General features: G+C 41.4%; 25 protein-coding genes and 1 tRNA gene. 6 read left to right on the forward strand and 20 right to left on the reverse strand.

Annotation, left to right across the window (positions count from 1 at the left end):
* Positions 1 to 27 precede the first annotated feature (27 nt).
* The gene (locus ABXZ32_RS09035; protein ID WP_354618351.1) at positions 28 to 1,278 is read left to right on the forward strand and encodes an aspartate kinase; all 1,251 of its coding nucleotides are present in this window, start codon (positions 28 to 30) and stop codon (positions 1,276 to 1,278) included.
* A gap of 86 nt (positions 1,279 to 1,364) precedes the next feature.
* Positions 1,365 to 3,191 (forward strand): GNAT family N-acyltransferase, encoded by a 1,827-nt coding sequence (locus ABXZ32_RS09040; protein WP_354618352.1) that lies wholly within the window; start codon positions 1,365 to 1,367, stop codon positions 3,189 to 3,191.
* Between the two features lie 58 nt (positions 3,192 to 3,249).
* Here ABXZ32_RS09040 and ABXZ32_RS09045 read toward each other — a convergent pair whose 3' ends face one another.
* From ABXZ32_RS09045 to ABXZ32_RS09125, 17 genes are all read right to left on the reverse strand, one after another.
* Complete coding sequence (locus ABXZ32_RS09045) at positions 3,250 to 3,738, reverse strand: GNAT family N-acetyltransferase (protein WP_354618353.1); 489 nt, start codon at positions 3,736 to 3,738, stop codon at positions 3,250 to 3,252.
* A 10-nt stretch (positions 3,739 to 3,748) separates the two neighbouring features.
* The gene (locus ABXZ32_RS09050; protein WP_354618354.1) at positions 3,749 to 4,240 is read right to left on the reverse strand and encodes a DUF6428 family protein; all 492 of its coding nucleotides are present in this window, start codon (positions 4,238 to 4,240) and stop codon (positions 3,749 to 3,751) included.
* Between the two features lie 11 nt (positions 4,241 to 4,251).
* On the reverse strand, positions 4,252 to 4,575 hold the full coding sequence (locus ABXZ32_RS09055) for an ArsR/SmtB family transcription factor (protein ID WP_354618355.1): 324 nt from the start codon (positions 4,573 to 4,575) through the stop codon (positions 4,252 to 4,254).
* An 80-nt stretch (positions 4,576 to 4,655) separates the two neighbouring features.
* The gene (locus ABXZ32_RS09060) at positions 4,656 to 5,339 is read right to left on the reverse strand and encodes a TM2 domain-containing protein (RefSeq protein WP_354618356.1); all 684 of its coding nucleotides are present in this window, start codon (positions 5,337 to 5,339) and stop codon (positions 4,656 to 4,658) included.
* A gap of 52 nt (positions 5,340 to 5,391) precedes the next feature.
* A complete protein-coding gene (locus tag ABXZ32_RS09065; protein WP_354618357.1) occupies positions 5,392 to 5,778 on the reverse strand; it encodes a VOC family protein in 387 nt (128 codons plus the stop codon).
* Positions 5,779 to 5,788: 10 nt separating this feature from the next.
* On the reverse strand, positions 5,789 to 6,157 hold the full coding sequence (locus tag ABXZ32_RS09070) for a hypothetical protein (protein ID WP_354618358.1): 369 nt from the start codon (positions 6,155 to 6,157) through the stop codon (positions 5,789 to 5,791).
* A gap of 24 nt (positions 6,158 to 6,181) precedes the next feature.
* Positions 6,182 to 7,057, reverse strand: a complete 876-nt coding sequence (locus ABXZ32_RS09075; protein ID WP_354618359.1) for a DUF2911 domain-containing protein — start codon at positions 7,055 to 7,057, stop codon at positions 6,182 to 6,184.
* Between the two features lie 62 nt (positions 7,058 to 7,119).
* The gene (locus ABXZ32_RS09080) at positions 7,120 to 8,055 is read right to left on the reverse strand and encodes a 2-hydroxyacid dehydrogenase (protein WP_354618360.1); all 936 of its coding nucleotides are present in this window, start codon (positions 8,053 to 8,055) and stop codon (positions 7,120 to 7,122) included.
* An 8-nt stretch (positions 8,056 to 8,063) separates the two neighbouring features.
* Positions 8,064 to 8,429 (reverse strand): cupin domain-containing protein, encoded by a 366-nt coding sequence (locus tag ABXZ32_RS09085; protein WP_354618361.1) that lies wholly within the window; start codon positions 8,427 to 8,429, stop codon positions 8,064 to 8,066.
* Between the two features lie 101 nt (positions 8,430 to 8,530).
* On the reverse strand, positions 8,531 to 9,886 hold the full coding sequence (mgtE, locus tag ABXZ32_RS09090) for a magnesium transporter (RefSeq protein ID WP_354618362.1): 1,356 nt from the start codon (positions 9,884 to 9,886) through the stop codon (positions 8,531 to 8,533).
* On the reverse strand, positions 9,873 to 10,748 hold the full coding sequence (gene rsmA / locus ABXZ32_RS09095) for a 16S rRNA (adenine(1518)-N(6)/adenine(1519)-N(6))-dimethyltransferase RsmA (protein WP_354618363.1): 876 nt from the start codon (positions 10,746 to 10,748) through the stop codon (positions 9,873 to 9,875). The genes mgtE and rsmA overlap by 14 nt, the downstream gene beginning before the upstream one ends.
* A 20-nt stretch (positions 10,749 to 10,768) precedes the next feature.
* Complete coding sequence (locus ABXZ32_RS09100) at positions 10,769 to 10,906, reverse strand: hypothetical protein (RefSeq protein ID WP_354618364.1); 138 nt, start codon at positions 10,904 to 10,906, stop codon at positions 10,769 to 10,771.
* 193 nt (positions 10,907 to 11,099) lie between these two features.
* Positions 11,100 to 11,411 carry a DUF4286 family protein gene (locus ABXZ32_RS09105; RefSeq protein ID WP_354618365.1) on the reverse strand — a complete coding sequence of 104 codons (312 nt, stop codon included), beginning with the start codon at positions 11,409 to 11,411 and terminating at the stop codon, positions 11,100 to 11,102.
* A 16-nt stretch (positions 11,412 to 11,427) separates the two neighbouring features.
* Positions 11,428 to 13,212 carry a tetratricopeptide repeat protein gene (locus ABXZ32_RS09110; RefSeq protein ID WP_354618366.1) on the reverse strand — a complete coding sequence of 595 codons (1,785 nt, stop codon included), beginning with the start codon at positions 13,210 to 13,212 and terminating at the stop codon, positions 11,428 to 11,430.
* Positions 13,213 to 13,322: 110 nt separating this feature from the next.
* Positions 13,323 to 14,594: a serine--tRNA ligase gene (gene serS, locus ABXZ32_RS09115; protein ID WP_354618367.1), complete on the reverse strand. Its 1,272-nt coding sequence runs from the start codon at positions 14,592 to 14,594 to the stop codon at positions 13,323 to 13,325.
* 96 nt (positions 14,595 to 14,690) lie between these two features.
* Positions 14,691 to 16,016: an HTTM domain-containing protein gene (locus tag ABXZ32_RS09120; RefSeq protein WP_354618368.1), complete on the reverse strand. Its 1,326-nt coding sequence runs from the start codon at positions 16,014 to 16,016 to the stop codon at positions 14,691 to 14,693.
* On the reverse strand, positions 16,017 to 16,943 hold the full coding sequence (locus tag ABXZ32_RS09125; RefSeq protein WP_354618369.1) for a bifunctional riboflavin kinase/FAD synthetase: 927 nt from the start codon (positions 16,941 to 16,943) through the stop codon (positions 16,017 to 16,019).
* A 52-nt stretch (positions 16,944 to 16,995) separates the two neighbouring features.
* Here ABXZ32_RS09125 and ABXZ32_RS09130 point away from each other — a divergent pair, with 52 nt between their 5' ends.
* Together ABXZ32_RS09130 and ABXZ32_RS09135 are read left to right on the forward strand one after the other, a co-directional pair.
* On the forward strand, positions 16,996 to 20,772 hold the full coding sequence (locus ABXZ32_RS09130) for a reprolysin-like metallopeptidase (protein ID WP_354618370.1): 3,777 nt from the start codon (positions 16,996 to 16,998) through the stop codon (positions 20,770 to 20,772).
* Entirely contained in the window at positions 20,769 to 21,449 is a 681-nt protein-coding gene (locus ABXZ32_RS09135) for a hypothetical protein (RefSeq protein ID WP_354618371.1), read from the forward strand. Before ABXZ32_RS09130 ends, ABXZ32_RS09135 begins: the two co-directional genes overlap by 4 nt.
* Positions 21,450 to 21,458: 9 nt before the next feature.
* Here ABXZ32_RS09135 and pth read toward each other — a convergent pair whose 3' ends face one another.
* From pth to ABXZ32_RS09150, 3 genes are all read right to left on the reverse strand, one after another.
* Complete coding sequence (gene pth, locus ABXZ32_RS09140; RefSeq protein WP_354618372.1) at positions 21,459 to 22,088, reverse strand: aminoacyl-tRNA hydrolase; 630 nt, start codon at positions 22,086 to 22,088, stop codon at positions 21,459 to 21,461.
* 81 nt (positions 22,089 to 22,169) lie between these two features.
* Positions 22,170 to 22,811 (reverse strand): 50S ribosomal protein L25/general stress protein Ctc, encoded by a 642-nt coding sequence (locus tag ABXZ32_RS09145; protein WP_354618373.1) that lies wholly within the window; start codon positions 22,809 to 22,811, stop codon positions 22,170 to 22,172.
* 55 nt (positions 22,812 to 22,866) lie between these two features.
* Entirely contained in the window at positions 22,867 to 23,808 is a 942-nt protein-coding gene (locus ABXZ32_RS09150; RefSeq protein WP_354618374.1) for a ribose-phosphate pyrophosphokinase, read from the reverse strand.
* Positions 23,809 to 23,942: 134 nt separating this feature from the next.
* On the opposite strand from ABXZ32_RS09150, the gene ABXZ32_RS09155 reads away from it, so the two are divergent.
* Together ABXZ32_RS09155 and ABXZ32_RS09160 are read left to right on the forward strand one after the other, a co-directional pair.
* Positions 23,943 to 24,023, forward strand: a tRNA-Leu gene (locus ABXZ32_RS09155).
* A 153-nt stretch (positions 24,024 to 24,176) separates the two neighbouring features.
* Positions 24,177 to 24,896 (forward strand): pirin family protein, encoded by a 720-nt coding sequence (locus ABXZ32_RS09160; RefSeq protein ID WP_354618375.1) that lies wholly within the window; start codon positions 24,177 to 24,179, stop codon positions 24,894 to 24,896.
* Positions 24,897 to 24,909: the final 13 nt, after the last annotated feature.

Consider the following 24,909-nt stretch of genomic DNA (forward strand, 5'->3'; position numbering starts at 1 on the left):
TGGATATTAAAGTTGAAAAGATAAGGTATGAGAGTTTTCAAATTTGGAGGAGCATCGGTTAAGGATGCAGATGGCGTAAAAAATGTAGTTAATGTCCTAAAAGAGGTAGGGCATGAAAACACCTTGCTGGTTATATCGGCAATGGGGAAGAGTACCAATGCCATGGAAGACGTGGTCAATGCCTATTTTAAGGATAAGGCTGCTTTGTCATCAGCAATTCATGAAGTGGTAAAGTACCACAATGATATTATAATGGATCTGTTTGAAAACGACAAACACCCTATTTATGGAAAAGTAAAAGCACTTTTTGAAGAGGTTCAGGGATTTTTGGCGTGGAACAAATCCCCAAAATACAGCTTCGTCTATGATCAAGTTGTTGGGTATGGAGAAATAGTATCCAGTACCATCGTGAGTGCCTATTTCAATGAGGTGGGGATTACCAACAATTGGTTGGACGTTAGAGATTTTATTAAAACCGATGATAATTATAGAGATGCCACTGTAAACTGGGAAGGGACCCAGAAAAGGGTTACCGAGGGTATTGATAGATCGAGGCTAAACATTACCCAGGGGTTTTTGGGAAGTGATGAAAACAATTTTACTACCACGTTGGGGAGGGAAGGATCCGATTATACGGCGGCTATCTTGGCGTATTGCATAAATGCTACAGAGGTTACCATTTGGAAGGATGTTCCTGGAGTGCTCAATGCAGATCCAAGATATTTTGAAAATGCACGATTATTGAACAACATTTCCTATAGGGAGGCCATAGAACTCGCTTTTTACGGAGCGTCGGTTATTCATCCCAAGACTTTACAGCCTTTGCAGAGAAAGGAAATCCCCTTAAAGGTTAAATCCTTTTTGAATCCCAAGGACCCAGGAACAACGGTAGGGAAAGGTATTGGTATAGAGCCAGAGGTCCCTTGTTTTATCGTCAAGAAAAATCAGGTGTTGATGAAATTATCATCCTTGGATTTTTCCTTTATCGTGGAGGACAGTATCAGTGAGCTTTTTAAACTTTTGCACGACCATAGAATGAAGGTGGACCTGATACAAAACTCCGCTATTAGCTTTTCTGTCTGTGTGGACAACAAGTTTGGAAGGTTACAGGATCTATTGGATTTACTAAAAAGTAGGTTCAAGGTCGTCTATCACGAAGGAGTATCCTTGTATACCATTAGACATTTTGATGCAGAATCTATTTTATCCCTTCAAAATGGGAAGGAAATCTTGTTGGAACAAAGGGGAAAAGAGACAGTTCAATTGGTAGTAAAATAATGGGATTGAAGGTTGGGTCGAGGATTTGGTAAGGTGTTTCAGCTTGCTTTTCCCTATATTTACAGTGACCAATTTTTAAATAAACTATGGGCCTTGTAACCGCAAAGGAGGTAGCGAAAGCTATTCGTATTGATAAATATGGCGTTTTAGGGACTTTTATGGGATGGTTCCTAATGAAAGTCACCAGATTATCTAGCATCAATGAATTTTATCAAGATCACAAACATTTAGAGGGCACCGCTTTTCTGGATGCCATTCTGGAACATTATCAGATCAAATTTGAAATACCCGAGGAAGATTATAAACGTCTACCAAAGGATGGGGCTTATATTACCATCAGCAACCATCCTTTAGGGGGTATTGATGGGGTGCTATTATTAAAATTATTGTTGCAGCACCGTGAGGATTTTAAGATTATCGCTAATTTTTTATTGTACCGTATTGAGCCAATGGCGCCTTATATTATGCCGGTCAATCCTTTTGAAAATCACAAAGATGCCAAAAGCAGTATTGCCGGATTTAAAAGTGCAATGGGCCATTTACGGGATGGGCACCCCTTGGGGATATTTCCGGCAGGGGAAGTCTCTACGTATAGGGATGGCAAGTTAATAGTGGATAAACCGTGGGAAGAGGCTGCCTTGAAACTCATAAGAAAAGCCGGAGTGCCAGTAGTACCCATATATTTTCATGCCAAAAACAGTAGGATGTTCTATCACCTGTCCAAAATCAGTGACATTTTTAGAACTGCAAAACTACCGTCGGAGGTAACAACTCAAAGAAATAGGGTGATTAAGGTAAGGATAGGGCACCCCATCTCCGTTGCAACCCAAAACGAACAAGAAAGCCTTGAAGAATTTACAGATCTTTTGAGAAGAAAGACCTATATCCTTTCCAATGCTTATGAAAGGGAGAGTCTATTGGATAAAGTACCTACCACACTGAAGATTCCAAAGGCTCCGAAAAAGATTGCCACCGCTGTGCGTACCGAGGTCATACAAGAGGAAATAGAACGGCTAAGGGAAAAGGACTGTAGGTTGTTGCAGAGCAAGAATTACGAGGTATTTCTGGCAACTGCCAAGGATATGCCCTTTATTTTGCAAGAGATAGGAAGACAAAGGGAAGTGACTTTTAGGGCCATAGGGGAAGGGACGAATAAATCTATTGACCTGGATAGTTTTGATGAATATTACCACCACCTATTTTTATGGGACGATGAAGAAAAGGCGATAGTCGGGGCCTATAGAATGGGAATGGGATCTGAAATATTTGAAAAGTACGGGATCAATGGGTTTTATTTGCAGGATCTGTTCCGTTTAGAACCTGAACTTTATGAGATGATGCGGCAGTCCATTGAAATGGGTCGAGCCTATATTGTGAAGGAATACCAACAAAAACCAATGCCCTTGTTCTTGTTGTGGAAGGGTATTGTGCATACTACCTTGCGTTATCCAGAACACAAATACCTTATAGGGGGAGTGAGTATTAGCAACCAATTTTCTAATTTCTCCAAATCCCTGATGATAGAGTTTATGAAATCTAATTATTGGGATCCTTACGTGGCCCAATATATTAGGCCTAAAAAGGAATTTAAGGTGAAACTGAATGATGCCGATAAGGAATTTGTTTTTGATGAAACCCAGGCAGATTTAAATAAATTCGACCGACTGATTGATGAGGTTGAACCAGGAGCATTGCGCTTGCCGGTGCTAATAAAAAAATACATCAAACAGAATGCCAAGGTGATTGCCTTTAACGTAGATCCCTTGTTCAACAATTCTGTGGACGGGTTAATGTATATAAAGATTGCCGATCTGCCGGAGAGTACCGTAAAACCTGTTATGGAAGAGTTTCAAGCCGAATTGGAACGGAAATTGGCAGAGTCCCAACAAAATGATGATATCTCCTTGGATTGAGCTATATAAAAAATAGAAAAAAGAAAAGCCCAAGTACAACTACTTGGGCTTTTCTTTTTTAGATGCCAACCTTATTGCTTCGGCGTTCAAATAGTACGTTGTCTTTCCAAATCCCATGTAATTGCGCTACCCTTTCCCTGTGACCTATTTTCCTAAATCCCAGTTTCTCGTGAAGAACAATACTTCCTTTATTGTCTGGGAATATGCCCGATTGCAGGGTCCAATATCCCGCTGCTTCGCTTTCAAGGATGAGGTGGTTAAGTAATAATTTGCCAACCCCAAGCCCCCTACTTTTAGAGCCTACATAAACACTTACTTCTGCCACACCACCGTATACACATCGGCCCGATACAGGGGAAAGGGCTGCCCAACCCACTATTTCCAGGTCATGAGTAGCAACCAACCTACAAATGGTCAAATGATTTCTGTCCCAATGTTCATAAGTGGGTACCTCTGTTTCAAAGGTAGCGTACCCCGTGGCCATTCCCTCGGCATAGATAGAGGCTACATCCGGCCAATCTGAAGGGATCATTTTTCTGATCTCCATAGTATTTTGATTAGCAGCAACCGCTTCCTGGAGCACAGGAATTGGCAGTATTTTCTTGCGCCGATACTTCTGGTACGCCACAGGTTTCTTTTGCCTTACAGTCGGTCTTTTCTACCCCCAAATGTAGGAACAGCGTATCCGCTTGGACGGAATGGTCATTGACGAACAATTGGGCGGTATGGAATTGAACATTGCTATACTCAAACTTCACCTCCGCGTCTTTTACCATTGGCTTTATACGGTCTACCTTAGATAGAATGCCCATGGCTTTGTAAGCCGACATATACTCCGTCTTGTCCTTTTCGGTCGGACTCTCCCAGAGTTGTATGATGGTTTCTTTCCAATAGTCTGTTCCGGCACCGCAATCCACAGAATCTATAGTGATATTCTTTATTTCGGTGATGTGATAATTGGCTCCAACGTTCTTGCCTGGTTGATATTCAAATACAAGGCTCTTGTTGGGATGTTCCCTAAGAAGGGAAAGAAATTCTGAAGTTTTCATAAGCTTAAGGATTAACAGCAGTTAGCCTGCGTAGTATTAAAAAAACTGTTTAGTTGTGATTGGATTTCATTCCATTTGTTTAAATCGATGCAGTAGCATACCGTTTTTCCCTCTATTTCCCCTTTCAAAAGACCGATGCTCTTCAGTTCTTTAAGATGCTGGGAAATGGTGGGTTGGGCCAGGCCAATCTCTTCCACAATATCATTACAGATACATGATTGTTGTTGACTGATATATTGAATAATGGCAATACGTGCTGGGTTGGACAATACTTTAAAAATAGTGGCCAACTCATTTTGTGCCGTAGTGAATATCTGAGTCTTGGTTGTTCCCATAACGTATTTATATATTGCAATATTACGATAATAAAATTAAATAAAAAAGTCGAGATGGGATTTCTCGACTTTTTTTGCTTTTAAAACCAGGGTTTACGGCCTGCTTGGTAGGTGTTGTAAAAATCTTCATCCGACTTTGTTAGGTAAATAACCCCCTCTATGAGTCCAACTATCCACATTAACGAAGCACCGATACCACAAGTTATAGCCCCAATTACAATGGTTATGGCCAACATTATTACACCCTCTTTGGTATATCCCAAGACTAATTTATGGACCCCGAAACCTCCTAGAACGATAGCAAGAATACCAGCCAATATTTTTTTATTCTCCCCTCCGGCACTCTTCAGGCCCTCGGAAAATTCATGGGCAGTTTTTTTTGCCTCTTCCTTAAATTCTTTTGCACTCCCTTTGGCATCCTGCTGAAAGTCCTTAGCAGATTTTTTGGCTTCTTCAAAAGTCTCTTTTGCTCCTTCCGTAAATTCTTTTGCCGATTCCTTTGCTTCCTTTTTTACATCCTCTGCCTTCTTTTTGGCATCATCAAAAGCTTCTTTTGCCTCTTCTTTTATCTTGGAAGTCTTTTTTTCTGCTTTAGCTCCTGTTGCCTTGGTAGTTTTTTTAGCGGAGTCTGTAGACTTTGTAGTTTTGCTTTTTGCTTTTGTCACCTTCTTTTTAGCAGCTTCACCTGTTTTCTTTGCGGCCTTTTTGGCATCCTCCATGGAATCTTTGGCCTTATCCCCTAAATCTTTGTTTTCTTCTGACATGGTTAGTTAGTGTTGGTTTTTTGGTCTACTAAATGTAGTAATTATTTCATTATCAAAGAAATGCTTTATCTACAGGTTCCCATAGTTCCAATTTATTTCCTTCCGGGTCTAGGATCCACCCGAACTTTCCATATTCATATTCTTCAATTTCGCCAACAATAGTGACGCCTTCCTTTTTTAAGACCTCCAACAGCTCCACTAGATTTTCTACCCTAAAATTCATCATGAATTGCTTTTTGCTGGGTTCGTAATATTTGGTATCCTCGTTCATCGGACTCCATTGGGTAGAACAATCTTTCCCTTCTTTATCCTTCCACCAAAAGGTACATCCATATTGGTCCGTATTTAGCCCCAAATGGGTGTTGTACCATTTTTTGATGCTATCGGGATCTTTGGATTTAAAGAAAAAGCCTCCCAGGCCTGTAACTCTTTTTTTCATGTGTGTTGATTTAGATTAGGTTGTCTTTTTTATATAATTGTACTCCTAGCGCTACCATATTGCTTAATTCATTTATCAATGCCTCATCCATCTTTTTGAAGTGAAAGCAACTTTTTCCCTTAAGGCATTTTTGCATGGGCTGCGAAAGAATTTCAAATTTCTTGGGATGTGTATAAATTGGAAAGAAATAGAAGCGGATGTCTTTGGGTTTGGGCACTACACTGGCAAAGTAAAAACCTTCAACCTTTTGTTTCCCTTGCATGACCGGTTTTGTCCCGCATACCTCAAATATTTCATCAGATTCCTTGCGCACCCGAAGGGGAGGTATAAATGATTTTAGGAGGAGGTGCAGTTTTTGTTGTATTTCCTGTAATTCCATATCCTTTATGTCAAAAACGTTGATCTACTTTAGGGACTGAATCAGTTTTTCGTTCAGCCTTACGTAATCCATATTTTGTCCAATACGCGCCAGTTCCATAGATTTTTCAGCAGTCTCAATGGCACCTTTTTTGTCGCCCATCTTTGCCAATATTTTGGCTTTCACATGGTATACCCAATACTGTTCTTCCTCGCTTCCATCAATGGCCTTGTTGATCCATTGTAGGGCCAGTTTTGGGTTCCTGTCCGTATCGTAGTAATAGGAGGCTCCATAAAAGTAGCTCACTGTATTTTCTGGGATTCCATCTATTAATTGGGTTTTGATATCTTTCATGACCTTGCCATCCACATCCGATTCTATGCTGAACATAGCTTTGGTGTGTTCCCATTTCAGATTGAGGTTCGCCGAATTTGTGGTGAAGTCCGAAAAGCTTATGGTAAAGGTTTCGTAGTGGCTGCTGGGATGTTTTACAGGGACTTGAAATCGGAGCTGGTCTTCTTTGGGATCATAGCCCAAGGCTCCCCACCAGCTCAGGTTCTTGCTTAATATAATGGTAGCTGTTTCTTCTGTAAAAATGGTATATAAGGCATATTCCCCTGCAGGGACAGCATTTCCATTGAGTTTTACATCTTCACTGAAACTTATTTTGGTGGAAGCATTGGCACCCGTACGCCAGACCTCGTTGTAGGGAATAAGATTTCCCGCTACTTGTCTTCCTTTGGCACTGGGTCTGGAATAAACCACCTTCACCTCAGAAAAGCCTACCGGGCCTTTTATTTCAAAGGTTGGGCTGGGTGCAGGCATCGCAATTTGTGCAAATGTACCGAGATGCCAAAATGAGATTAGGATTAAAAGTCCAACACTTTTTAGTTTGTTTATTTTATTGAATTGTAGTTTCATATCCTTGGTTTTGGTTCGTTCGTATTAAAATTACACGAAATTTTCCAAACCGAGGGAAGGGTCTAGCCAAATTGTTTTTTTATCTTATCTACAATGGTTTGTGCCAATTTTTCCTTGCTTTCCACTGTCCAACCCGCCACATGGGGGCTTAACAAAACATTTTCGGCCTTGATAAGGTATTCAAAGGCTGTTGGCATATCCTTGGTAAAGAGTTGTTCAAAGGACGATTTCTCATATTCAAGGACATCTAGACCGGCTCCAAGTATTTTTCCGGATTCTAGGGCAGCGACCAAATCTTGTGTGACAACGCTTTTACCCCTGGCCGTATTCAAGAACCAAAAAGGCTTATAGAATCCATTGATGAATTCCGAGTTGATCATACCCATGGTCAATGGTGTTTGAGGCGTGTGTAAACTGATGATATCAGCACGTTGACGCAGTTCCATAATCCCCACCTGTCGGGCATTTTTGTCACCTACGCCACCTAGAATGTCGTAACAGATCACCTCCACATCAAAGCCAGCGAGTTTTTTGGCAAAAGCCTTCCCCATATTACCATAGCCAACGATGCCCACAGTTTTGCCGTCCAATTCAACACCTCGATTCCCTTCCCGGTCCCAAATGCCTTTTCGGACTTCTCGATCGGCCTTATTTAATTTGTTGAAAAGTGCCAAAAGCATACCCAAGGTATGTTCGCCAACAGCGTTCCTATTGCCCTCAGGGGCGGAGGCGAGAAATATATCCTTATGTTTGGCATACTCCACATCTATATTTTCCAAGCCCGCACCAACACGACCTATAAATTTTAAGTTGGTGGCCTTATCCAAAAAGGCTTGATCAATGGTGAACCTGCTTCTGATGATTATGCCGTCATAGGAACTGATTTTTTCCTCTATCTCCTCTTTACTGGAGGTGTAGTCGGTATCGTTTGAGTATCCTAATGCTTCTAAGCCTTGGGCCAAAATCTCGTGGTTGCTATCTAAATGGAGAACTTTCATATTCTGTTTTAAATCTTTGGATAATCTGTTTGCGTTTTTTCGTGTGTTACATTCCCGGTATGTGCGGTGGATGTTTTCTCAAAAAGAAGCACTTGCACCTCCTCGTTGTTTTTGGTCATGGGGTTGTGTTCCACTCCTTTTGGGACCACAATTATTTCCCCTTCCCTGACCACTTCTGTCCTATCTCTAAATTGCATGTACAAGGTGCCTTTGAGTACTTGGAACAGTTCATCTTCCTTTTCATGCGCATGCCAAACGAACTCACCTTGTAATTTGGCTAAAAGCACTTGCATATCATCTACCATGGCAATCTGATGGGGATGCCATTGTTTGGTGAATTCTGCGTGTTTTTTTAGTAGATTGATAGGTTTCATGCTTGTTCTATATCTTGCTGTTGGCTATAAACGCACTAGGGATTGAAGCTAGCTACCATGTAGCGCGCAAAGCCCGGCACCAACATGGTTGGTGAAGTGCCCTAAAAATTTAAAAGTACCTTGGCGATGGAAAAATAGATAAGTATTCCCAAAACGTCGTTGCTGGTTGTGATAAACGGTCCGGTTGCAATAGCGGGGTCTATCCCTCTTTTATTTAGGAATATGGGTACAAATGTACCGATCAATGCCGCATTTACGATTACTGTGACCAGCGCAATACCCACGGTAAAAGATACCATATAGGAGGTTTTGAACCCAAAATGACTGATCAATAAAAATATAAATGCCAGTGCCAGGCCGTTGACCAAGCCCAAGATCAATTCTTTTAAGAGACGTCCCCAAATTTCTCCTTTTATGGAATCGTTGGCAAGACCTTGAACGACGATAGCCGAGGATTGAACCCCCACATTACCCGCTGTTGCCTGCATTAGGGGAATAAAAGCCAATAAAATGGGGAATGTTACAAAAGCGCCCTGAAATACGTTGATGATACTGGCTGCACCTATACCGCCCATCATACCAATGAACAACCATGGCAGGCGTGCTTTTGTGAGTTCCCAAATACTGTCATCTGCCTCCACATCTTGGGAGATACCTGCAGCCATTTGGTAATCTTTCTCGGCCTCTTCCTTGATAACATCCACTATATCATCAATGGTGATCCTTCCTACGAGTCGGCCTATTTCGTCCACTACCGGAATTGCCTCCAAATCGTATTTGGACATGATCTTGGCAACCTCTTCAGGTTTCTCATTGACGTTTACATAATCGACCTTAGGAATATATATATCTTTAATATGGGTCTTGGTAGAGGTAGTCAACAGATCTTTTAGGGAAAGTCTGCCTTTTAGCTTTTCTTCATCGTCTACCACGTAAATGGAGTGGACCCTGGTGACATTTTCCGCCTGAGCCCGCATTTCCTTAACACAGGTAAGGACGTTCCAATTTTCGTTTACCTTGACCAATTCCTTGGCCATAAGTCCCCCTGCAGAATTCTCATCATAGCGCAATAGGTCTACAATGTCCTTGGCGTGTTCCTTGTCCTCAAGTTCGGAAATTACCCTTTGGACCATATCCTTGGGAAGTTCCCCGACAATATCCGCGGCATCATCCGTATCCAGTTCATCAAGCTCTTCGGCAATTTCCTTGGCAGAAAGATTTCCTAAAATTGCCTCACGGATATCCTCATCCAATTCTGTTAGAATATCTGAGGTCTTATCACTGTCCAGCAATTTAATGAGGTAGGTAGCCTCATCATCATTAAGCTCGTTGATGATCTCAGCAATATCCGCATAATGGATATCCTCCAAAAGGGATGAAAGTTCAGTATCCTTTTGGTCTTCGATCAGCTGTTCTATTTCAGCTATAAGGTCATCGGTTAGCTTAAATGGTATCATGCTCTATCTTCTTTGTCAACGCAATAAATTCGGTCACAGCCAACTGTTCCGGTCTTTTGTCAAATATAGCATCTTCTTTTAGAATATCTGATAGCTCAAAGGTTTTTAAACTGTTGCGAAGGGTCTTTCTACGTTGGTTGAATGCGGTTTTTACCACTTTGTAAAAAAGCTTTTCGTCACAATCCAAGGTCAGATCCTTTTTTCGGGTGAGTCTAAGTACGCCCGATTGTACTTTTGGTGGGGGATCGAATACTTCTGGATTTACGGTAAACAAATATTCTGCATCGTAGTACGCCTGTGCCAGGACCGATAGAATACCATAGGCCTTGCTCCCTTCCTTTTCACAGATTCGTTGGGCCACCTCTTTCTGGAACATTCCAGAGAATTCGGGGATCTGTTCCTTCATTTCCAGCATTTTAAAGACAATTTGGGTGGAAATGTTGTAAGGGAAATTACCAGTAATGGCGAATTGCTCATCACCAAATATAGTGGTGAGATCATACTTGAGGAAATCGGCCTCCAATACTTTAAAACTGCGTTTTCGTTGCATCACCTTGTTGTGTTCCAAGGGGAAACTATGATTGAGGTAGATGATGGATTCCTCATCGAGGTCCATGGCCACCAGATCAATATCTTTCTGAAGTAAATACTTGGTAAGTACCCCAGTGCCGGGACCTATTTCAATCACATTTGTATACCCTTCGAACGAAAGGGTATCAGCAATATCCTGGGCTATCTTTTCATCCTTAAGAAAGTGTTGCCCTAGGTGTTTCTTCGCTTTAACAGGACCCTTGTCCTTGTGGGAATCCTTTTTATGGTTGGTAAAGTTAGGACTGTACTTTTTTCCTTTTTTTTTGGACATGGAACTGATTTGATTCGTAATTAAATGGAATTTTCCACATAAACCCAGGCCTTTTTGCCGGATGCTAAGGTAACCAATATTCTCTTGTAGGCTTCCCCTTCGTAGGTGTCCGTCTCTAAAAGTTCTTGAGATGCCAAGGTGTAACAGACGCCATTCAAGCGGTCTTCGTGGGCGCCAGTTTCATGTATGACCTTATCATCTGCCCATTATTTTTTTGTCGGACAATCGGTATCCAATCAAGCTATCAAGCTCACCGGATAGCTTCCTTCCAAATAGCGCCAATTGAATGTCGACCTCCTGTAAGGTGCCGTACGTAAAAAGTAGGATAGTATCTTTCAAGAGCGGTAATGCCTAAAATTCACCTATAATTTCAAGCTCTGTGCGAAAAGCCACCATTTTGTCGGCAAAAAGTTTTAATGATTTTTGGCGCATTACAGGGGCATCTTCGGTGTAATATTTTGTCAAGGTATTCTTGCTGTCCGTAGTATATTGAACGGAATAGGTGGAGCCTCCCATTTGCTCTTCTACCAATACCCTGCACATTTTTGCCTGGGTAAATTTTCCTGTGGCCAACATTTCAGGGATATGCGTTTTTTGCATCCAGGATAGCCACTGGTCGTGTACGGAGTCTTCAATATTGGTGGTAACATTATAAATATACATACTTTTATTTTTAGAGTTAGTTTATGGCATCACCGCGCAGTATTCTATAATTTTTCCGTGCCAGCGGAAAGTAATAACTGTCCTGGTAATCATAAATGATCTTTTCGTAATGCTCCTTGGCCTTCTCAGGATCATGGAGTTCATTTTTATATAATTCGGCAAGGGCAAAATAGGCGTCGTCGGCCAAAATGCCGTTACTATAGAAGGTGATAATTTTTTGGTAATTGAATTTGGCCGCTTCATAATCTTTGAGTCCCTCCAGTAATTGCCCCTGCTTGAAAAGGGCTTCGTCCTCAATTTTTTCGCCTTTATGGTTTTCAAGAATGTCGTTCAATTCCGTAATGGCATCCTTGGTTTTTTTTTGATAGGCCAAGAGATCGGCTTTGGCGTATTTTTTTAGTGCCGTTTGGGTAGAATCTTCTAGGGAATTGTCTGATATCAGAAGGCTAAGTTGCATGGCATCATTGGCAATAAGCTGGGAAGTGGAACTGCGCAAAACCTTTAATTGGGTAAGGGCCCAATCAAAATCGCCCTTGTAAAAACTGGTCTGTGCCACCTTAAAACGGGCATCTTGGGCAAGCACGTCATTTTTAAGGTCCTTCTGGACTTGTGAGAAATTTATCAACGCTTCATTGAACTTTTGATTATAGACCAAGATGTCCCCTAAGGCCATTTTTATATAGGCTGTCCCATATTTGTTCAACGGGAGATCCAGACATTTTTTGAGAATTACAATGGCACTATCGGGCTGGTCCAATTTAAATGTAAGGAAATTGGCATAGGCTATCTGCAATTGAAGTGACTGAGCATTATAACCGTAGGCGTCCATCAATATTTGGAAATTTTTATCGATTACCTCCAACTTTTTATCATCAGCATCCACGAGGTCTATTTCTATAAGACTCAGCTCCGCGTTTAATTTAATACTGCCCTCGTACCCATTGCCTACGATATATTCAAATATGGTTTTGGCATCCTCCAAGGCTTGGTCTTCCATGGCTAGGGTCCCAAGACTCGCTAGACGTTGTAAAGTGCCTCCAGGGTCTCTCTTATAAATAGCTTTTTCCTGATTAAAGGCACTATTGTACTGTTTTTGCCGCACGAATAGCCAGCTTAAAAGTTCGTTCCAAAGGATATCTGGATTTTTTTGGGCATTCTGAAGGAGAATTCGTTTAAGTTTTATATTGTTTTCATTGGAAGGATCCGTAGAAATAAAATCATCAATGTTTCTTAGGATATTGCTTTTACTGGTACTTCCATTGCTGATTAAGGTTAAGTAGGATCCGTACATTTTTTCAATATCGCCCTGCTCGCCGTAAATCCGGGCCATTTGAAAGTTATAGTCCAATTTTGGATTTAGGGCCATGGCTTTTGTAAATGCTTTTAAAGCAAAGTCCAATAAAACATACTGTTGGAATTTGGAACCGATAACATACCCAAAATTGGGGTTTTCGTCAATGCGTTCCAAGGCTCTTTCATATTGTTTCGAGGCTAGTTCAGTAAGGCCTTGTAAGTCATAATTATGGCCAAGTTCAATGAGGAGGGTAGGGTAGGTGTTGCCATTTTGGATGCTTTGAAGCAAGTATTTCTCAGCCTCTTCGTAGCGTTCCAATTGCTGATAGGAGGCAATAAGCCCTTCCAGGAAATCTGGACGTCTCGGATTTTTATCTACCAGTTTTTGATAATAGATCAGCGCCTTTTCAAAACTACCATCATTGAAATATTGCTTCGCCAAGAAATCATCCTGGGAATAGGAGTTCTGAAGGAAGAAAAGAACAATTATTAGTAGAACCGGTCGCACTTTGGATTTTTATTCAAATATACCATAGAATATGGAAAGATGGTGTTAAGGGAGTCCAAAACAAAAGCCCAAACTAGTGTCTGGGCTTTTGTTTACTTGAATCTCTAATATTAATCTATCCTATCAAAACCGGTATAGGGACGTAGTACTTCCGGAATCATGATCCCTTCTGGGGTCTGATAATTCTCCAAAATACCTGCCAATACGCGGGGAAGGGCCAAAGAGCTGCCGTTAAGGGTATGTGCGAACTGACTTTTCCCAGTTTCGTCCTTAAATCGCAATTTCAATCGGTTAGCCTGATAGGTCTCAAAATTGGAAACGGAACTTATTTCCAACCATCTGTCCTGTGCCGTGGAAAATACCTCAAAGTCATAAGTCAATGCAGCTGTAAATCCTAAATCCCCTCCGCAAAGTCGTAAGACCCTATACGGTAGTTTCAGATCCCTTAAAATATTTTTCACGTGTTCTACCATCCCGTCCAAAGCCTCATAGGACTTGCTAGGATGTTCTACCCTTACAATTTCCACCTTGTCAAATTGGTGCAAGCGGTTCAGGCCACGTACATGGGCACCATAACTTCCAGCTTCCCTTCTAAAGCAAGGGGTATAGCCGGTATATCGGATTGGGAATTCACTTTCATTTAATATTACATCCCTAAAAATATTGGTGACCGGTACTTCTGCGGTCGGGATCAAATAAAGATCATCCTCTCCCACATGGTACATTTGTCCCTCTTTATCTGGTAACTGACCCGTACCAAATCCAGAAGCCTCATTTACCAAATGGGGCACCTGTATTTCCGTGTAACCCGCCTCGGTATTTTTATCCAGGAAATAGGCGATCAAAGCTCTTTGGAGTCGAGCTCCCTTACCTTTGTATACAGGGAATCCTGCGCCGGCGATTTTAACGCCAAGCTCAAAATCTATGATATCATATTTTTTTGCAAGCTCCCAATGGGGCAAAGCTTCAGAGGACAATACGGGTACATCCCCTTCCTTGAAGATTTCCTCGTTGTGCTCTTCCGAACTGCCCGCAGGAACCGAATCATGAGGTACATTTGGTATTTGGTACAATAACGTCTGAAGCTCCTCTGCCGTAGTGGTCAAATCCTCTGAAAATTGTTTGGAGTCCTCCTTTAAGGTTGCGGTCTGTTCTTTAAGGGCATTGGCTTCTTGTGCCTTACCACTTTTAAATAGCATCCCGATCTCTTTGGACAGTTTGTTGGACTCTGCCAGAGTGTTATCTAATTTGGTTTGCAGGGCTCGTCTCTTTTCATCCAATTGGATAATGTTTTCTAAAAGCGGGGCCGCATCTATATTTCTCTTTTTAAGGGCGGTAACAATTCCGGCCGTATTCTCACGTATAGCTTGTAGCTGTAACATTGATTTTTATTTTGATGGCACAAATTTAATGGATTACTCTTAATTACTTTAAGAGTTTTAGGCTTAAGTTTTATGAAGGTTAAAATAAGCTCCCCTTTAGTTTGAAAGTTGCTTCTGAGAGGGCATAATCCAGCTATGATGGGAAAAATGGCGCCAAGGTTCGGCAGCCAAATCTACCTTGGGGTCAATAAATGTTCTCAGCGATTTGCCATTGATGCTAACTCTAGAGGTTATATATACCGAAACTTCCTTCCCGTTTTCTGCAGCTTCTTTTTTTAAATGCTGGGTAAATTGCCAAATAAAATCTGGATAAGCTGCAATTTTACGCTGTTGGGATCTAGATAGGTAGTCATCCAGGCTGGCAAATTTAAAGCTGCCGTCTGCCTTGTTGACCACTTTAAAACTAATGGTTCCTGTTCGGGACCTAAGCATCATTCTCCAGCTCATTCTATGGCCCTCTTCGGTCCAAAGCACATCGTCCTTGATAAAATGGTGGCGGATAGGTAGTGCCAATTGTATCAGAAAATAAATCCCCATAGCTGAAAGGAGCAGTAACCTGTTTTGGGGGATTTGAATTTCATCGGTTTGAAGGGGTATCCTTTTTTTAAAGAATATGCTCCTAATGGTTTCGGGATCAAAGAAAAAGACCATAAAAGCAATAGACAGATAGGGGAAAATACCGATCTGAAAAACGATGGAATTGAAGAGATGAAAGAAAATGGCAGCAACGAAGGCCACTTTCCTCGTTGGTTTCCAAAGAAGGGCTGGTACAATCAACAAATCGAAGAGAATACCTGCGCTTCCAATAATAATGTGAACCCAATGTTGTTGTAACAGGTCGCCGATTATAGCATAATCGGCTTTAGGAGCCATCAGTACCTTAATAAAAATAAAGTCTAACCAATCCCCGTACATTTTCGCGATGGCGGCAAAGGTATACACGATAAAAAGCTGAAATATAATTATCCATTTCACATAAGCTGCCATGGTTTGGGTGCGCTTGGCGGGGTCTTTTTTAGCATCCAAGGCGTAGTCCGCATTAGCCGGTAAAAAAATCATGATCGCGGAAATCAAAATCAACAAATAGTAATGATTGTTGTAAGATGTCTTCTGCATTAGATAAACGGCAGTCCACAACAGGGTAAAGGAGATGATGCTAAATCTGTACTTATAACCCAAAGCGATAAAAATCCCCAAGGTGCCCATGGCAAAGAAATAGACGTACATACCAATACCGGGTAAGGGTTGCAGCCATTCAAATCCAATAAAAGTAAAGGTAAATTGTGGATCTATCAGCGTTCTTTTGACCCATCCGGTGATGATGGCTCCGTAACATTCCAAACTAATTAGGATACCAAAAAATATACGGAAGATGAGTAAGGGGCTATTGTCTATTCTTTTGAAAAGAAATTTATCCCACATCTATTTTGATATTATGGCCAGGGACGTTTGTTTATCAATCTGTAGCTGGGCCTTTAGTTCCTCTAAAGTACCAAATTTATGTTCATCCCGGATACGCTCCAGGATATCAATCTGTAATTTTTTGTCGTACAAATCGTTTTCAAAATCGAAAAAGTGGATCTCAATACTTTTTTCTGTGCCCGAGACAGTTGGGTTGTACCCTATGTTCATCATGCCATAAACGGTTTGCCCAGCAATGGTACTCTTAACCACATAAACCCCTTTTTTAGGAATCAGCTTATATTCTTCGGGAATATGGAGATTGGCGGTAGGGAAATTAATTTGCCTTCCCAGCCCTTTACCTTTGGAGACAGTCCCTGTTAGCATATAAGGATAGCCTAAATAGGTGTTGGCCGTTTCAATATCTCCCTCCAAAAGGGCATTCCTGATTTTTGTGGAGCTCACGGATACGTCTTCTATTTCTTGAGCAGGGATTTCCTCTACATCAAAATCCATCGTTTTGCCAAATTCGATCAAATCCGTGATATTGGCATTTCTATTTCTTCCAAAGCGATGGTCGTATCCAATGATGATCTTTTTGGCACCAAGGGCATCGACTAAAATATCCTGAACAAATTCTGTGGCCGAGAGCCTGGAGAATTCTTTGGTAAAGGGATGGATGATGAGATTGTCAAGGCCAGTTTCCTTTAAAATTATTGTCTTTTCCTCTATGGTGTTCAACAGTTTTATATCGGCATGTTGCTGCAAGACCATCCTAGGATGTGGGAAAAAAGTAAGGACCGTAGATTTCAAATCCAATAATTTGGCATTATTTATGAGACGTTCCAGTATCTTACGGTGACCAATGTGAACTCCATCGAAAGTGCCTATGGTTATGGCCGTAGGATGTTTTTTGTCGTATTTGGAAATGCTTTGAACTGTATTCACGAATAAAAAATAATAAAAAGGCTTATTTTTGAAACTATAACTGACCCTCTTGATGAATACAAAATTACATCTTGTTTTTTCAATTACCATATTATTTCTTTCCTTTTACGGTTCGGCACAGACCAACTACTGGGAAAGGGAGGCTTCAAGAGCGCCAGTTTCTGCAAAATCCCTACCTCAATTGGATATGGAGAAAGCAGCAATGTTTTCTTTGAGGGAGACCGAATTTCACAAGCAACTTCCCGCTAAAAAGCGAGGTATGCCCTCTAAAATTGTTTATTTCCCTAATGAAAAAGGGGAGTTGGAAGGTTTTAAGGTGGTGGAAAAATCAATAATGTCCCCAGAATTGGCCGCCAAATATCCACAGATTAAATCTTTTGTGGGCCAAGGTCTTTCCCATCCAGAAGATAGGATCCGTTTTAGTGTATCCCATAAAGGGGTGCAGAGTATGATTGTGCATGGTGGTAGCAACAAAACCACTTTTATGCAAAAGGCATCAACAGATGGCAATGACTATGTGGTTTATTCCAATGAAATGAACGCTGCCTCCAAAGCCGAATTTATTTGTAATACTGCTGCTATTCTGGAAAAAAATGGTTCGGGATTCACTCAAAAGCTTGTTGATGATCAACAATTGCGAAAATATAGATTGGCCATTTCAGCTACAGGGGAATATACGGTGTACCATGGGGGAACTAAGGCAGATGCGCTCTCTGCAATAAACGCTACAGTAACGAGGATCAATGAGGTGATGGAGACCGATTTGGGAGTAACTCTGGAACTGATAGCAAATAATGATTTGGTAATCTATACCGATGCAGCTACAGACCCCTATAACGGCAATCTGAACAATCAGGTACAGAATACCTTGACCACAAATATAGGTGAAGCCAATTATGATGTCGGCCATCTGTTCCACAAAGATTCAAATAGTGGTAATGCCGGTTTTATTGGGTCTGTGTGCCAAAATAATAAAAAAGGAAGTGGATATTCTTCAGCTGTTAATCCTGAAGGAGACTTATTCGACCTTGATTTCGTGGCCCATGAGTTGGGGCATCAATTTGGTGCGAACCACACTTGGTCCTTTGAATCTGAAGGTACGGGGGTACAGGCAGAACCTGGGAGTGGATCCACCATTATGGGGTATGCAGGAATTGCCGAAGCCAACAATGTTGCCTCCAATGGGGATGACTACTACCACTATTACAGTATTTTTCAGATCATAGAATATTTAAAGACTACCAGTTGTGCCGAAATTATTCCATTGACAAATGCGACTCCGACCATAGCGCCCATCGGGGACTATGTGATTCCTAAATCCACGGCTTTTGTGCTCACGGGCTCAGCATCGGATGCAGATGTTGCCGATGTCCTTACCTATACTTGGGAGCAAATAGATGATGGCGTGGTGACCAATGTGACCTTTGGTCCGACGAATCCCAGTGGGGCCAATTTTAGATCTTTAAAGCCAACAACAGACCCTAAGCGATATTTTCCGAAATTATCCAGAGTGATACAAGGGAATCTTAAGCAGGTGAACCCAACGATCAATTCGGCTTGGGAAACGGTTTCAGACGTAGCGAGGGAAATGAACTTCGCATTAACCGTTAGAGATAATGCCGTGGGTGGTGGACAAGTAAATGCCGAACTTGTAAAGGTTGAAGTGGTCAATAATGCAGGTCCTTTTATTCTGACATCGCAGGCCTCAAATGAGGTTTATGACGCAGGGTCCGTACAGGATGTAACTTGGGATGTGGCCAATACCAATACAGCACCTGTTAATGCCAATACAGTGGATATACTGTTGTCCACCAATGGCGGACTCACATTTCCTATTGTCTTGGCAAGCGATGTGCCCAATGATGGTCTACATCCTATTCTTTTGCCCGGCAATGCTACAGTGAGTGCCAGAATCATGGTCAAAGCCCATGACAACATATTTTTTGCGGTTAACAGCTCCAATTTCACCATACAAGCTTCACCAATTGTTTTGGAATTTGGCCAACTTGAGTTCGAAACTTGTCAGCCCCTTGACTGGGTCATCCCATTTACTTATAGGACCTATTTAGGTTTTAATGAGGAAGTGACATTTAATACATCGGGTGTTCCTGGGGTATTGGGCACAAATTTTTCACCTGGTACGGCGACTGCTGATAATACAACCGCTACCCTAACCTTAAGCAATACTGGAAGCCTCCCCGAAGGTATTTATCCCATTGATGTCATTGCGTCGTCTGCGGGTGGTACATCGAGCCAAGTGCAGCTCCTCTTAAAAGTGTATGATGCTACTTTCCCAGATGTAACTTTAATCTCTCCTTCAGATGGACTTGTTGGCGTGAGTTTGGCACCACAATTGACCTGGCAAAATGATGATGCCTATGATTCTTATGACATAGAGGTGGCAACAGATGCTTCCTTTGTAAATATAGTGGACACGAAGACTGTTATTTTTAATAATTATATACCCGCTGCCCTACAGCAGGATACCACTTATTATTGGAGGGTAAAGCCGCGAAATAGTTGCGGTGAAGGTACTTTTGGGTCTGCATTCAGCTTTACCACCAAGCAGATCAATTGTCAAAGTTTTGAGGCCAATGGTCTACCAATTTCAATCACTTCTGTTGGAACCCCGGTAGTGACATCCAAAATAAGTTTTTTTGAGGACCTCCCTGTAGCAGATGTCAATATCAATTTGGACATAACCCATACCTATTTGGAGGATCTGGTCATTAGTTTAATATCACCGGCAGGAACCAAAGTAGTTCTGACCTCTAGTTCTTGTGGTTCACTAAGAAATATAAACGCCACTTTTGATGATGATGGATCGCCTTTCACCTGTATGAACAATCCGGCAATTAGCGGAGTAGTGAGGCCATTGGGGTCGCTTTCTTCTTTTAATGGAGAATCTTTGTTAGGGGAATGGACCTTGGAAATCAGGGACAATGCGCCATCTGACGGAGGGTCCTTGAATGCCTTTTCGCTTGATATTTGTGTGGAAGGGGCCTTTAGGCCTGATGCCGATGAAGATGGTGTCTTTGATGATGGGGACGATCTTTGCCTTGGTACACCAAAAGGGCTGGAAGTGGATGTCAATGGATGTGCTATCTATAGATTGCCCAAAGACAACTTCTTGGTGGAAATACAGAGTGAATCCTGTAGAAATAATAATGACGGGGCCATAAATATTACAGCTGAACAGACATTGGATTATGCTATAACCATAGTCGGTAATGGAATAAATGAGGCGGATAATTTTACAACTACGTATGGTTTGGCTACGTTGCCTGCGGGAACTTTCCAAGTTTGCATTGTAGGTGCTTCGGATACTGTAACCTATGAAGAGTATTGCTTTGAAGTAGTGGTGGCAGAGCCAGATCCCCTTAGTGTCTATTCAAAAATATCTGCTGATGGGACACAGGTAACCTTGGATTTGGAAGGGTCAGAGCTTTATTCCATTGAATTGAATGGTGTGGTGCAACAGACTTCAAAATCGGAAGTGACCCTAGATCTGAAAAATGGAACCAATATCCTTAAGGTGTTTACCAATATTCCATGTCAGGGAGTGTATGAGGAGGAGTTGTTTGTGGCAGCTAATGCTGTTTTATATCCCAACCCGGTAGTAGATCGGGCCACCTTGTTTTTTGGTGCAGTAATGGAGCGTGCCACTGTAAGGATTTATAGCTTGGATGGAACCTTGGTACAAGCTGTGGACCAGGAGGTAGTAGGGAGGCAAATGCAAATTGATCTCAGCGGACTAGCAACTGGGATTTATATCTTAACGTATGATAGCGCGAAGAGCAAAGGAACCTATAAAGTAATTAAAAAATGAAAAATTTAACCCTATTGATGTTGTTGCTGTTCCTGTTTGGCTGTGGGGGAAAAGATGCCCCAAGAGCACCTGAAAGTAGTATATTGGTGTTTCCTTTAAAGGATTCTGAATGTACCACGGGCGTAAGCCTATCCGGTTCTACCAGCGAAGTAGAATTTCAATGGCAAGCGTCAGATTTTACAGAAACATACCAGATAAGGGTGACAAATTTAGTCACAAATGTAAGTCAGAATATGAGCACCAGTGCTACTTCAATAAAGTTGCCATTGGAAAAAGGAGCTCCATATTCCTGGTTTATCTCCTCAAAAAACACCAATGTAACGGAAACAGCGACAAGCGAAATATGGCGTTTTTATAATGCAGGATTTCAAACCACTTATGCCCCTTTTCCTGCAGAAATAATATCACCTAAATCTGGGGCTTCAGTTTTAAGGAGTGCCAATAACGAAGTGGAATTAAACTGGTCCGGTGCGGATGTGGACAATGATATTATAAGCTATGAAGTTTATTTTTCTATCAATAACCCGCCTGAAACGCTAGTATTTTCACCATTTGCAAATGATACGGATGTGAATGTTACTGTAGCGGCAGATACAGTATATTATTGGAGTATAAAAACGTTGGATAGCGAAGGGAATACCTCAGACTCTGGAGTATATCAATTTAAATCCCTCTAAAAATCCTAATTAAGAATTGTTGTACTGGTTCATGGTTCGGTAGATTCCCGAAAGTACAAATGATTTAATCAAATCTGTGGCCTTGGTGAAGCGTTCCGGTAGCGCTTTTTGCTCATCTTCATTCCATTCTCCCAAAACATAGTCGACTTGTTTGCCTTGGCCAAAATCGGCCCCGACCCCAAACCTAAATCTGTTGTAATTGGTGGTTTCCAAACTGGTCTGTGTATCCTTTAACCCATTGTGTCCGCCATCGCTACCTTTGGTCTTTACTCGGATGGTGCCAAAAGGAAGGTTGATGTCATCGGTAATGACCAAGAGATTTTCCAACGGAATTTTTTCCTTCTCCATCCAGTATTTTATGGCTTTGCCACTACGATTCATATAGGTAGATGGTTTTAAAAGAAGAATGCTTCTGCCTTTTACTTTTAGGGTGGTTACATCCCCCAACTTTTGGGTCTCAAACGTAAGTCCTTCTGCTTTGGCAGTTTCGTCCAAAATTTTGAAGCCAATATTGTGTCTGGTATTTGCATATTCATCTCCAATATTTCCTAATCCGACAACTAAAAATTTTTTCATGGTATCTGCTTCCTCTAAAAGGGTCTTATTTTTGGTAAAAAAAGATTTAAACAATCCAAACATAGCAAGGACATGTGAATTTGGTGTAAAAATACAAAAGCATCCCAAGAAATTGGGATGCTTTTAAGTATTGTGTATGAGTTACTATTCTTTAGCCTCAGTAGACGCTTCAGCAGCTTCTGCTCCTTCAGCAGCTTCTGCTCCTTCTGCTCCTTCTTCTTCGTCCTCATCAATAAGAACGGCGTTACGTGCAGATTTAACCTGTACAACCAAAGTTGAGTCTGGGTGCAAAATCGTAAAATCGTCATTTAAAAGGGAAGCAACAGTAATGTAACCACCAATTTTCAATGTAGAGATATCCACATTAAAGAAATCTGGAAGGTTGTCTGGAAGTGCCTTAATGGCAAGTTTCCTTTTTCTCCACAACAATCTACCACCGTTTCTTACTCCAGGAGAACTTCCTAACAAGTTAACCGGGATATTCATAGTAACTAGTTTGTCACTGAACAATTGGTAGAAATCTACGTGTAAAATTTTATCGGTTACAGGGTGAAATTGGATATCCTGCAATACCGCGTTGAATTTTTTTCCACCCAAATCAATCACAGCTGTGTGTGCATTAGGGGTGTACACTATTTCTTTGAATGATAACTCATCTGCTGTAAAGTGTAATGGCTTATCCCCTCCGTATAACACGCAAGGAACCTTTCCAGCATTACGTAGAGCCTTACTAGCCTTCTTGCCCACGCTTTCTCTTTCTGATCCTTTAATTGTAATTGACTTCATTATATATATTAATTATTAATTAAATACGCTTTCTTAGCCCAGGTGTTTCCTGGGGTTACATTAAAAATTTTGAACTTATGGATGTGTTCTGGTGTACGCGTTGCATCACATCCGAGAACAATTCTGCACAACTAAGTACATTTACTTTGTTGCTTTCCTTTTTTAAGGGAATTGAGTCGGTTACTATAAGTTCTAATAGTTGCGACTTCTCTATTTTTTCATATGCATCCCCCGAAAGTAGTGCATGGGTGGTAATTGCCCTTACGCTTAAGGCACCACGTTCCATCATTAAATCGGCCGCTTTTGTCAAAGTACCTGCGGTATCTACCATATCATCCACTAGGACAACATTTTTTCCCTTTACGTCCCCGATAAGTTCCATATGGGATATTACGTTTGCCTTTTCCCTTTGTTTGTAACAGATAACTACATCACATTCCAAGGCTTTGGAATAGGCATAGGCTCTTTTTGACCCGCCCATATCCGGAGAGGCTATCGTCAGATTGTCCAAATTAAGGTTTCTGAGATAGGGCAAAAATAAGGTGGAAGCGAACAAATGATCTACTGGCTTTTCAAAAAATCCTTGAATTTGATCGGCGTGAAGGTCCATGGTTATGATCCTAGTCGCACCGGCAACTTCCAACATTTTAGCTACCAATTTTGCTGCAATCGGCACTCTTGGCTTGTCTTTTCTATCTTGTCTGGCCCAACCAAAATAGGGCATCACCGCTGTGATATGTCTTGCTGAGGCACGCTTGGCCGCATCCAACATCAACAGCATTTCCATTAAGTTTTCAGAACTTGGATTCGTAGAGCCTACAATAAAAACCCTTGCCCCTCGTACCGATTCTTCAAACGATGGTTGAAACTCTCCATCACTATATCTGGAAAAGATCACTTTTCCCAAATCGGATCCAAATGATTTTGCAATCCTTTCTGCAAGGTTCGTACTTTGTGTACAAGCAAAAATTTTAGGTTCAGGTACTTGATAGGACATGCTTAAAGTGTTTATTTTCAACGTTTTTATCAAACGAGGTGCAAATTTAGAAATTAATTGTGTTGAGGAGATATAAATATTGATTTTTTTTGTGTGAAAATGAAAATAATTTCTATTTTTGCAGTCCAAAATTAGCCTTGGTGGCGGAATTGGTAGACGCGCTGGATTCAAAATCCAGTGTCTTTGACGTGTGGGTTCGATTCCCACCCAAGGTACAAAGCCTCACAGAAATGTGGGGCTTTTGTTTTTTAAGGCCTTTTCATACTTCCAAAAAGGAGCTTTTTTGTCAGGATCAACGAACATTTCTTAAGACAATTTTAATAATCTTTATAAGGTCTGGGGCGTATTTTTGTATCCAAAAATTAGTGATGACAAACACAGTTCTTCATAAAGCCGATACAAGAGGTCACGCCAATCACGGGTGGTTGGAAAGCCACCATACCTTCAGTTTTGCCAATTACCACAATAGGGAGCGCATGAATTTTGGGGTTCTGCGAGTCTTAAATGATGATGTTGTCGCTGGCGGAATGGGTTTTGGAACCCATCCCCATAGCAATATGGAAATAATTTCCATTCCGTTGGAAGGGGATTTGCAGCATAAGGATAGCATGGGGAATGTGGCGGTCATTAGCCAGGGAGATGTGCAGGTCTTGAGTGCAGGTACTGGCATTTCCCACTCCGAACAAAACAAGAACAAGGATCGTGCCGTTAAATTTTTGCAGATCTGGGTGATGCCAAACAAGCAAAATGTCACCCCTAGGTATGATCAAATTTCCATTGGTGATCTTGAAAAAAAGAATGAGCTGTACCAGGTGTTATCACCTAATCCAGAGGATTCAGGAGTTTGGATCCATCAGGATGCTTGGTTTTTCATGGGAAATCTGGAGGCAGGGGTGTCTCAGGAATATAAAATTCACAAGTCAGGAAATGGGGTCTATGTTTTTATCCTGGATGGAGACGTCACCGTTAATGGGCAGGCCTTGAACAAACGGGATGGTTTAGGCGTTTGGGATGTGGACTGCATTCAACTCAAAGCTGATACCGATACCAAGGTTTTGGTTATGGAAGTTCCCATGCAGTTGCCTTAAATTCTGATTTTTT

This window comes from Sediminicola luteus, assembly GCF_040566555.1.
Lineage (GTDB): Bacteria > Bacteroidota > Bacteroidia > Flavobacteriales > Flavobacteriaceae > Sediminicola.

What these genes read in the sequence shown, in the direction of transcription:
- ABXZ32_RS09085 (WP_354618361.1), bottom strand. Translation starts at nt 8,429, where the DNA reads ATGAAACCTATCAATCTACTAAAAAAACACGCAGAATTCACCAAACAA.
- ABXZ32_RS09040 (WP_354618352.1), top strand. Translation starts at nt 1,365, where the DNA reads ATGGGCCTTGTAACCGCAAAGGAGGTAGCGAAAGCTATTCGTATTGAT.
- ABXZ32_RS09070 (WP_354618358.1), bottom strand. Translation starts at nt 6,157, where the DNA reads ATGGAATTACAGGAAATACAACAAAAACTGCACCTCCTCCTAAAATCA.
- ABXZ32_RS09080 (WP_354618360.1), bottom strand. Translation starts at nt 8,055, where the DNA reads ATGAAAGTTCTCCATTTAGATAGCAACCACGAGATTTTGGCCCAAGGC.
- ABXZ32_RS09120 (WP_354618368.1), bottom strand. Translation starts at nt 16,016, where the DNA reads ATGTGGGATAAATTTCTTTTCAAAAGAATAGACAATAGCCCCTTACTC.
- ABXZ32_RS09130 (WP_354618370.1), top strand. Translation starts at nt 16,996, where the DNA reads ATGAATACAAAATTACATCTTGTTTTTTCAATTACCATATTATTTCTT.
- mgtE (WP_354618362.1), bottom strand. Translation starts at nt 9,886, where the DNA reads ATGATACCATTTAAGCTAACCGATGACCTTATAGCTGAAATAGAACAG.
- ABXZ32_RS09045 (WP_354618353.1), bottom strand. Translation starts at nt 3,738, where the DNA reads ATGGAGATCAGAAAAATGATCCCTTCAGATTGGCCGGATGTAGCCTCT.
- ABXZ32_RS09050 (WP_354618354.1), bottom strand. Translation starts at nt 4,240, where the DNA reads ATGAAAACTTCAGAATTTCTTTCCCTTCTTAGGGAACATCCCAACAAG.
- rsmA (WP_354618363.1), bottom strand. Translation starts at nt 10,748, where the DNA reads ATGTCCAAAAAAAAAGGAAAAAAGTACAGTCCTAACTTTACCAACCAT.
- pth (WP_354618372.1), bottom strand. Translation starts at nt 22,088, where the DNA reads ATGTTTGGATTGTTTAAATCTTTTTTTACCAAAAATAAGACCCTTTTA.
- serS (WP_354618367.1), bottom strand. Translation starts at nt 14,594, where the DNA reads ATGTTACAGCTACAAGCTATACGTGAGAATACGGCCGGAATTGTTACC.
- ABXZ32_RS09135 (WP_354618371.1), top strand. Translation starts at nt 20,769, where the DNA reads ATGAAAAATTTAACCCTATTGATGTTGTTGCTGTTCCTGTTTGGCTGT.
- ABXZ32_RS09145 (WP_354618373.1), bottom strand. Translation starts at nt 22,811, where the DNA reads ATGAAGTCAATTACAATTAAAGGATCAGAAAGAGAAAGCGTGGGCAAG.
- ABXZ32_RS09055 (WP_354618355.1), bottom strand. Translation starts at nt 4,575, where the DNA reads ATGGGAACAACCAAGACTCAGATATTCACTACGGCACAAAATGAGTTG.
- ABXZ32_RS09065 (WP_354618357.1), bottom strand. Translation starts at nt 5,778, where the DNA reads ATGAAAAAAAGAGTTACAGGCCTGGGAGGCTTTTTCTTTAAATCCAAA.
- ABXZ32_RS09150 (WP_354618374.1), bottom strand. Translation starts at nt 23,808, where the DNA reads ATGTCCTATCAAGTACCTGAACCTAAAATTTTTGCTTGTACACAAAGT.
- ABXZ32_RS09075 (WP_354618359.1), bottom strand. Translation starts at nt 7,057, where the DNA reads ATGAAACTACAATTCAATAAAATAAACAAACTAAAAAGTGTTGGACTT.
- ABXZ32_RS09105 (WP_354618365.1), bottom strand. Translation starts at nt 11,411, where the DNA reads ATGTATATTTATAATGTTACCACCAATATTGAAGACTCCGTACACGAC.
- ABXZ32_RS09035 (WP_354618351.1), top strand. Translation starts at nt 28, where the DNA reads ATGAGAGTTTTCAAATTTGGAGGAGCATCGGTTAAGGATGCAGATGGC.
- ABXZ32_RS09060 (WP_354618356.1), bottom strand. Translation starts at nt 5,339, where the DNA reads ATGTCAGAAGAAAACAAAGATTTAGGGGATAAGGCCAAAGATTCCATG.
- ABXZ32_RS09160 (WP_354618375.1), top strand. Translation starts at nt 24,177, where the DNA reads ATGACAAACACAGTTCTTCATAAAGCCGATACAAGAGGTCACGCCAAT.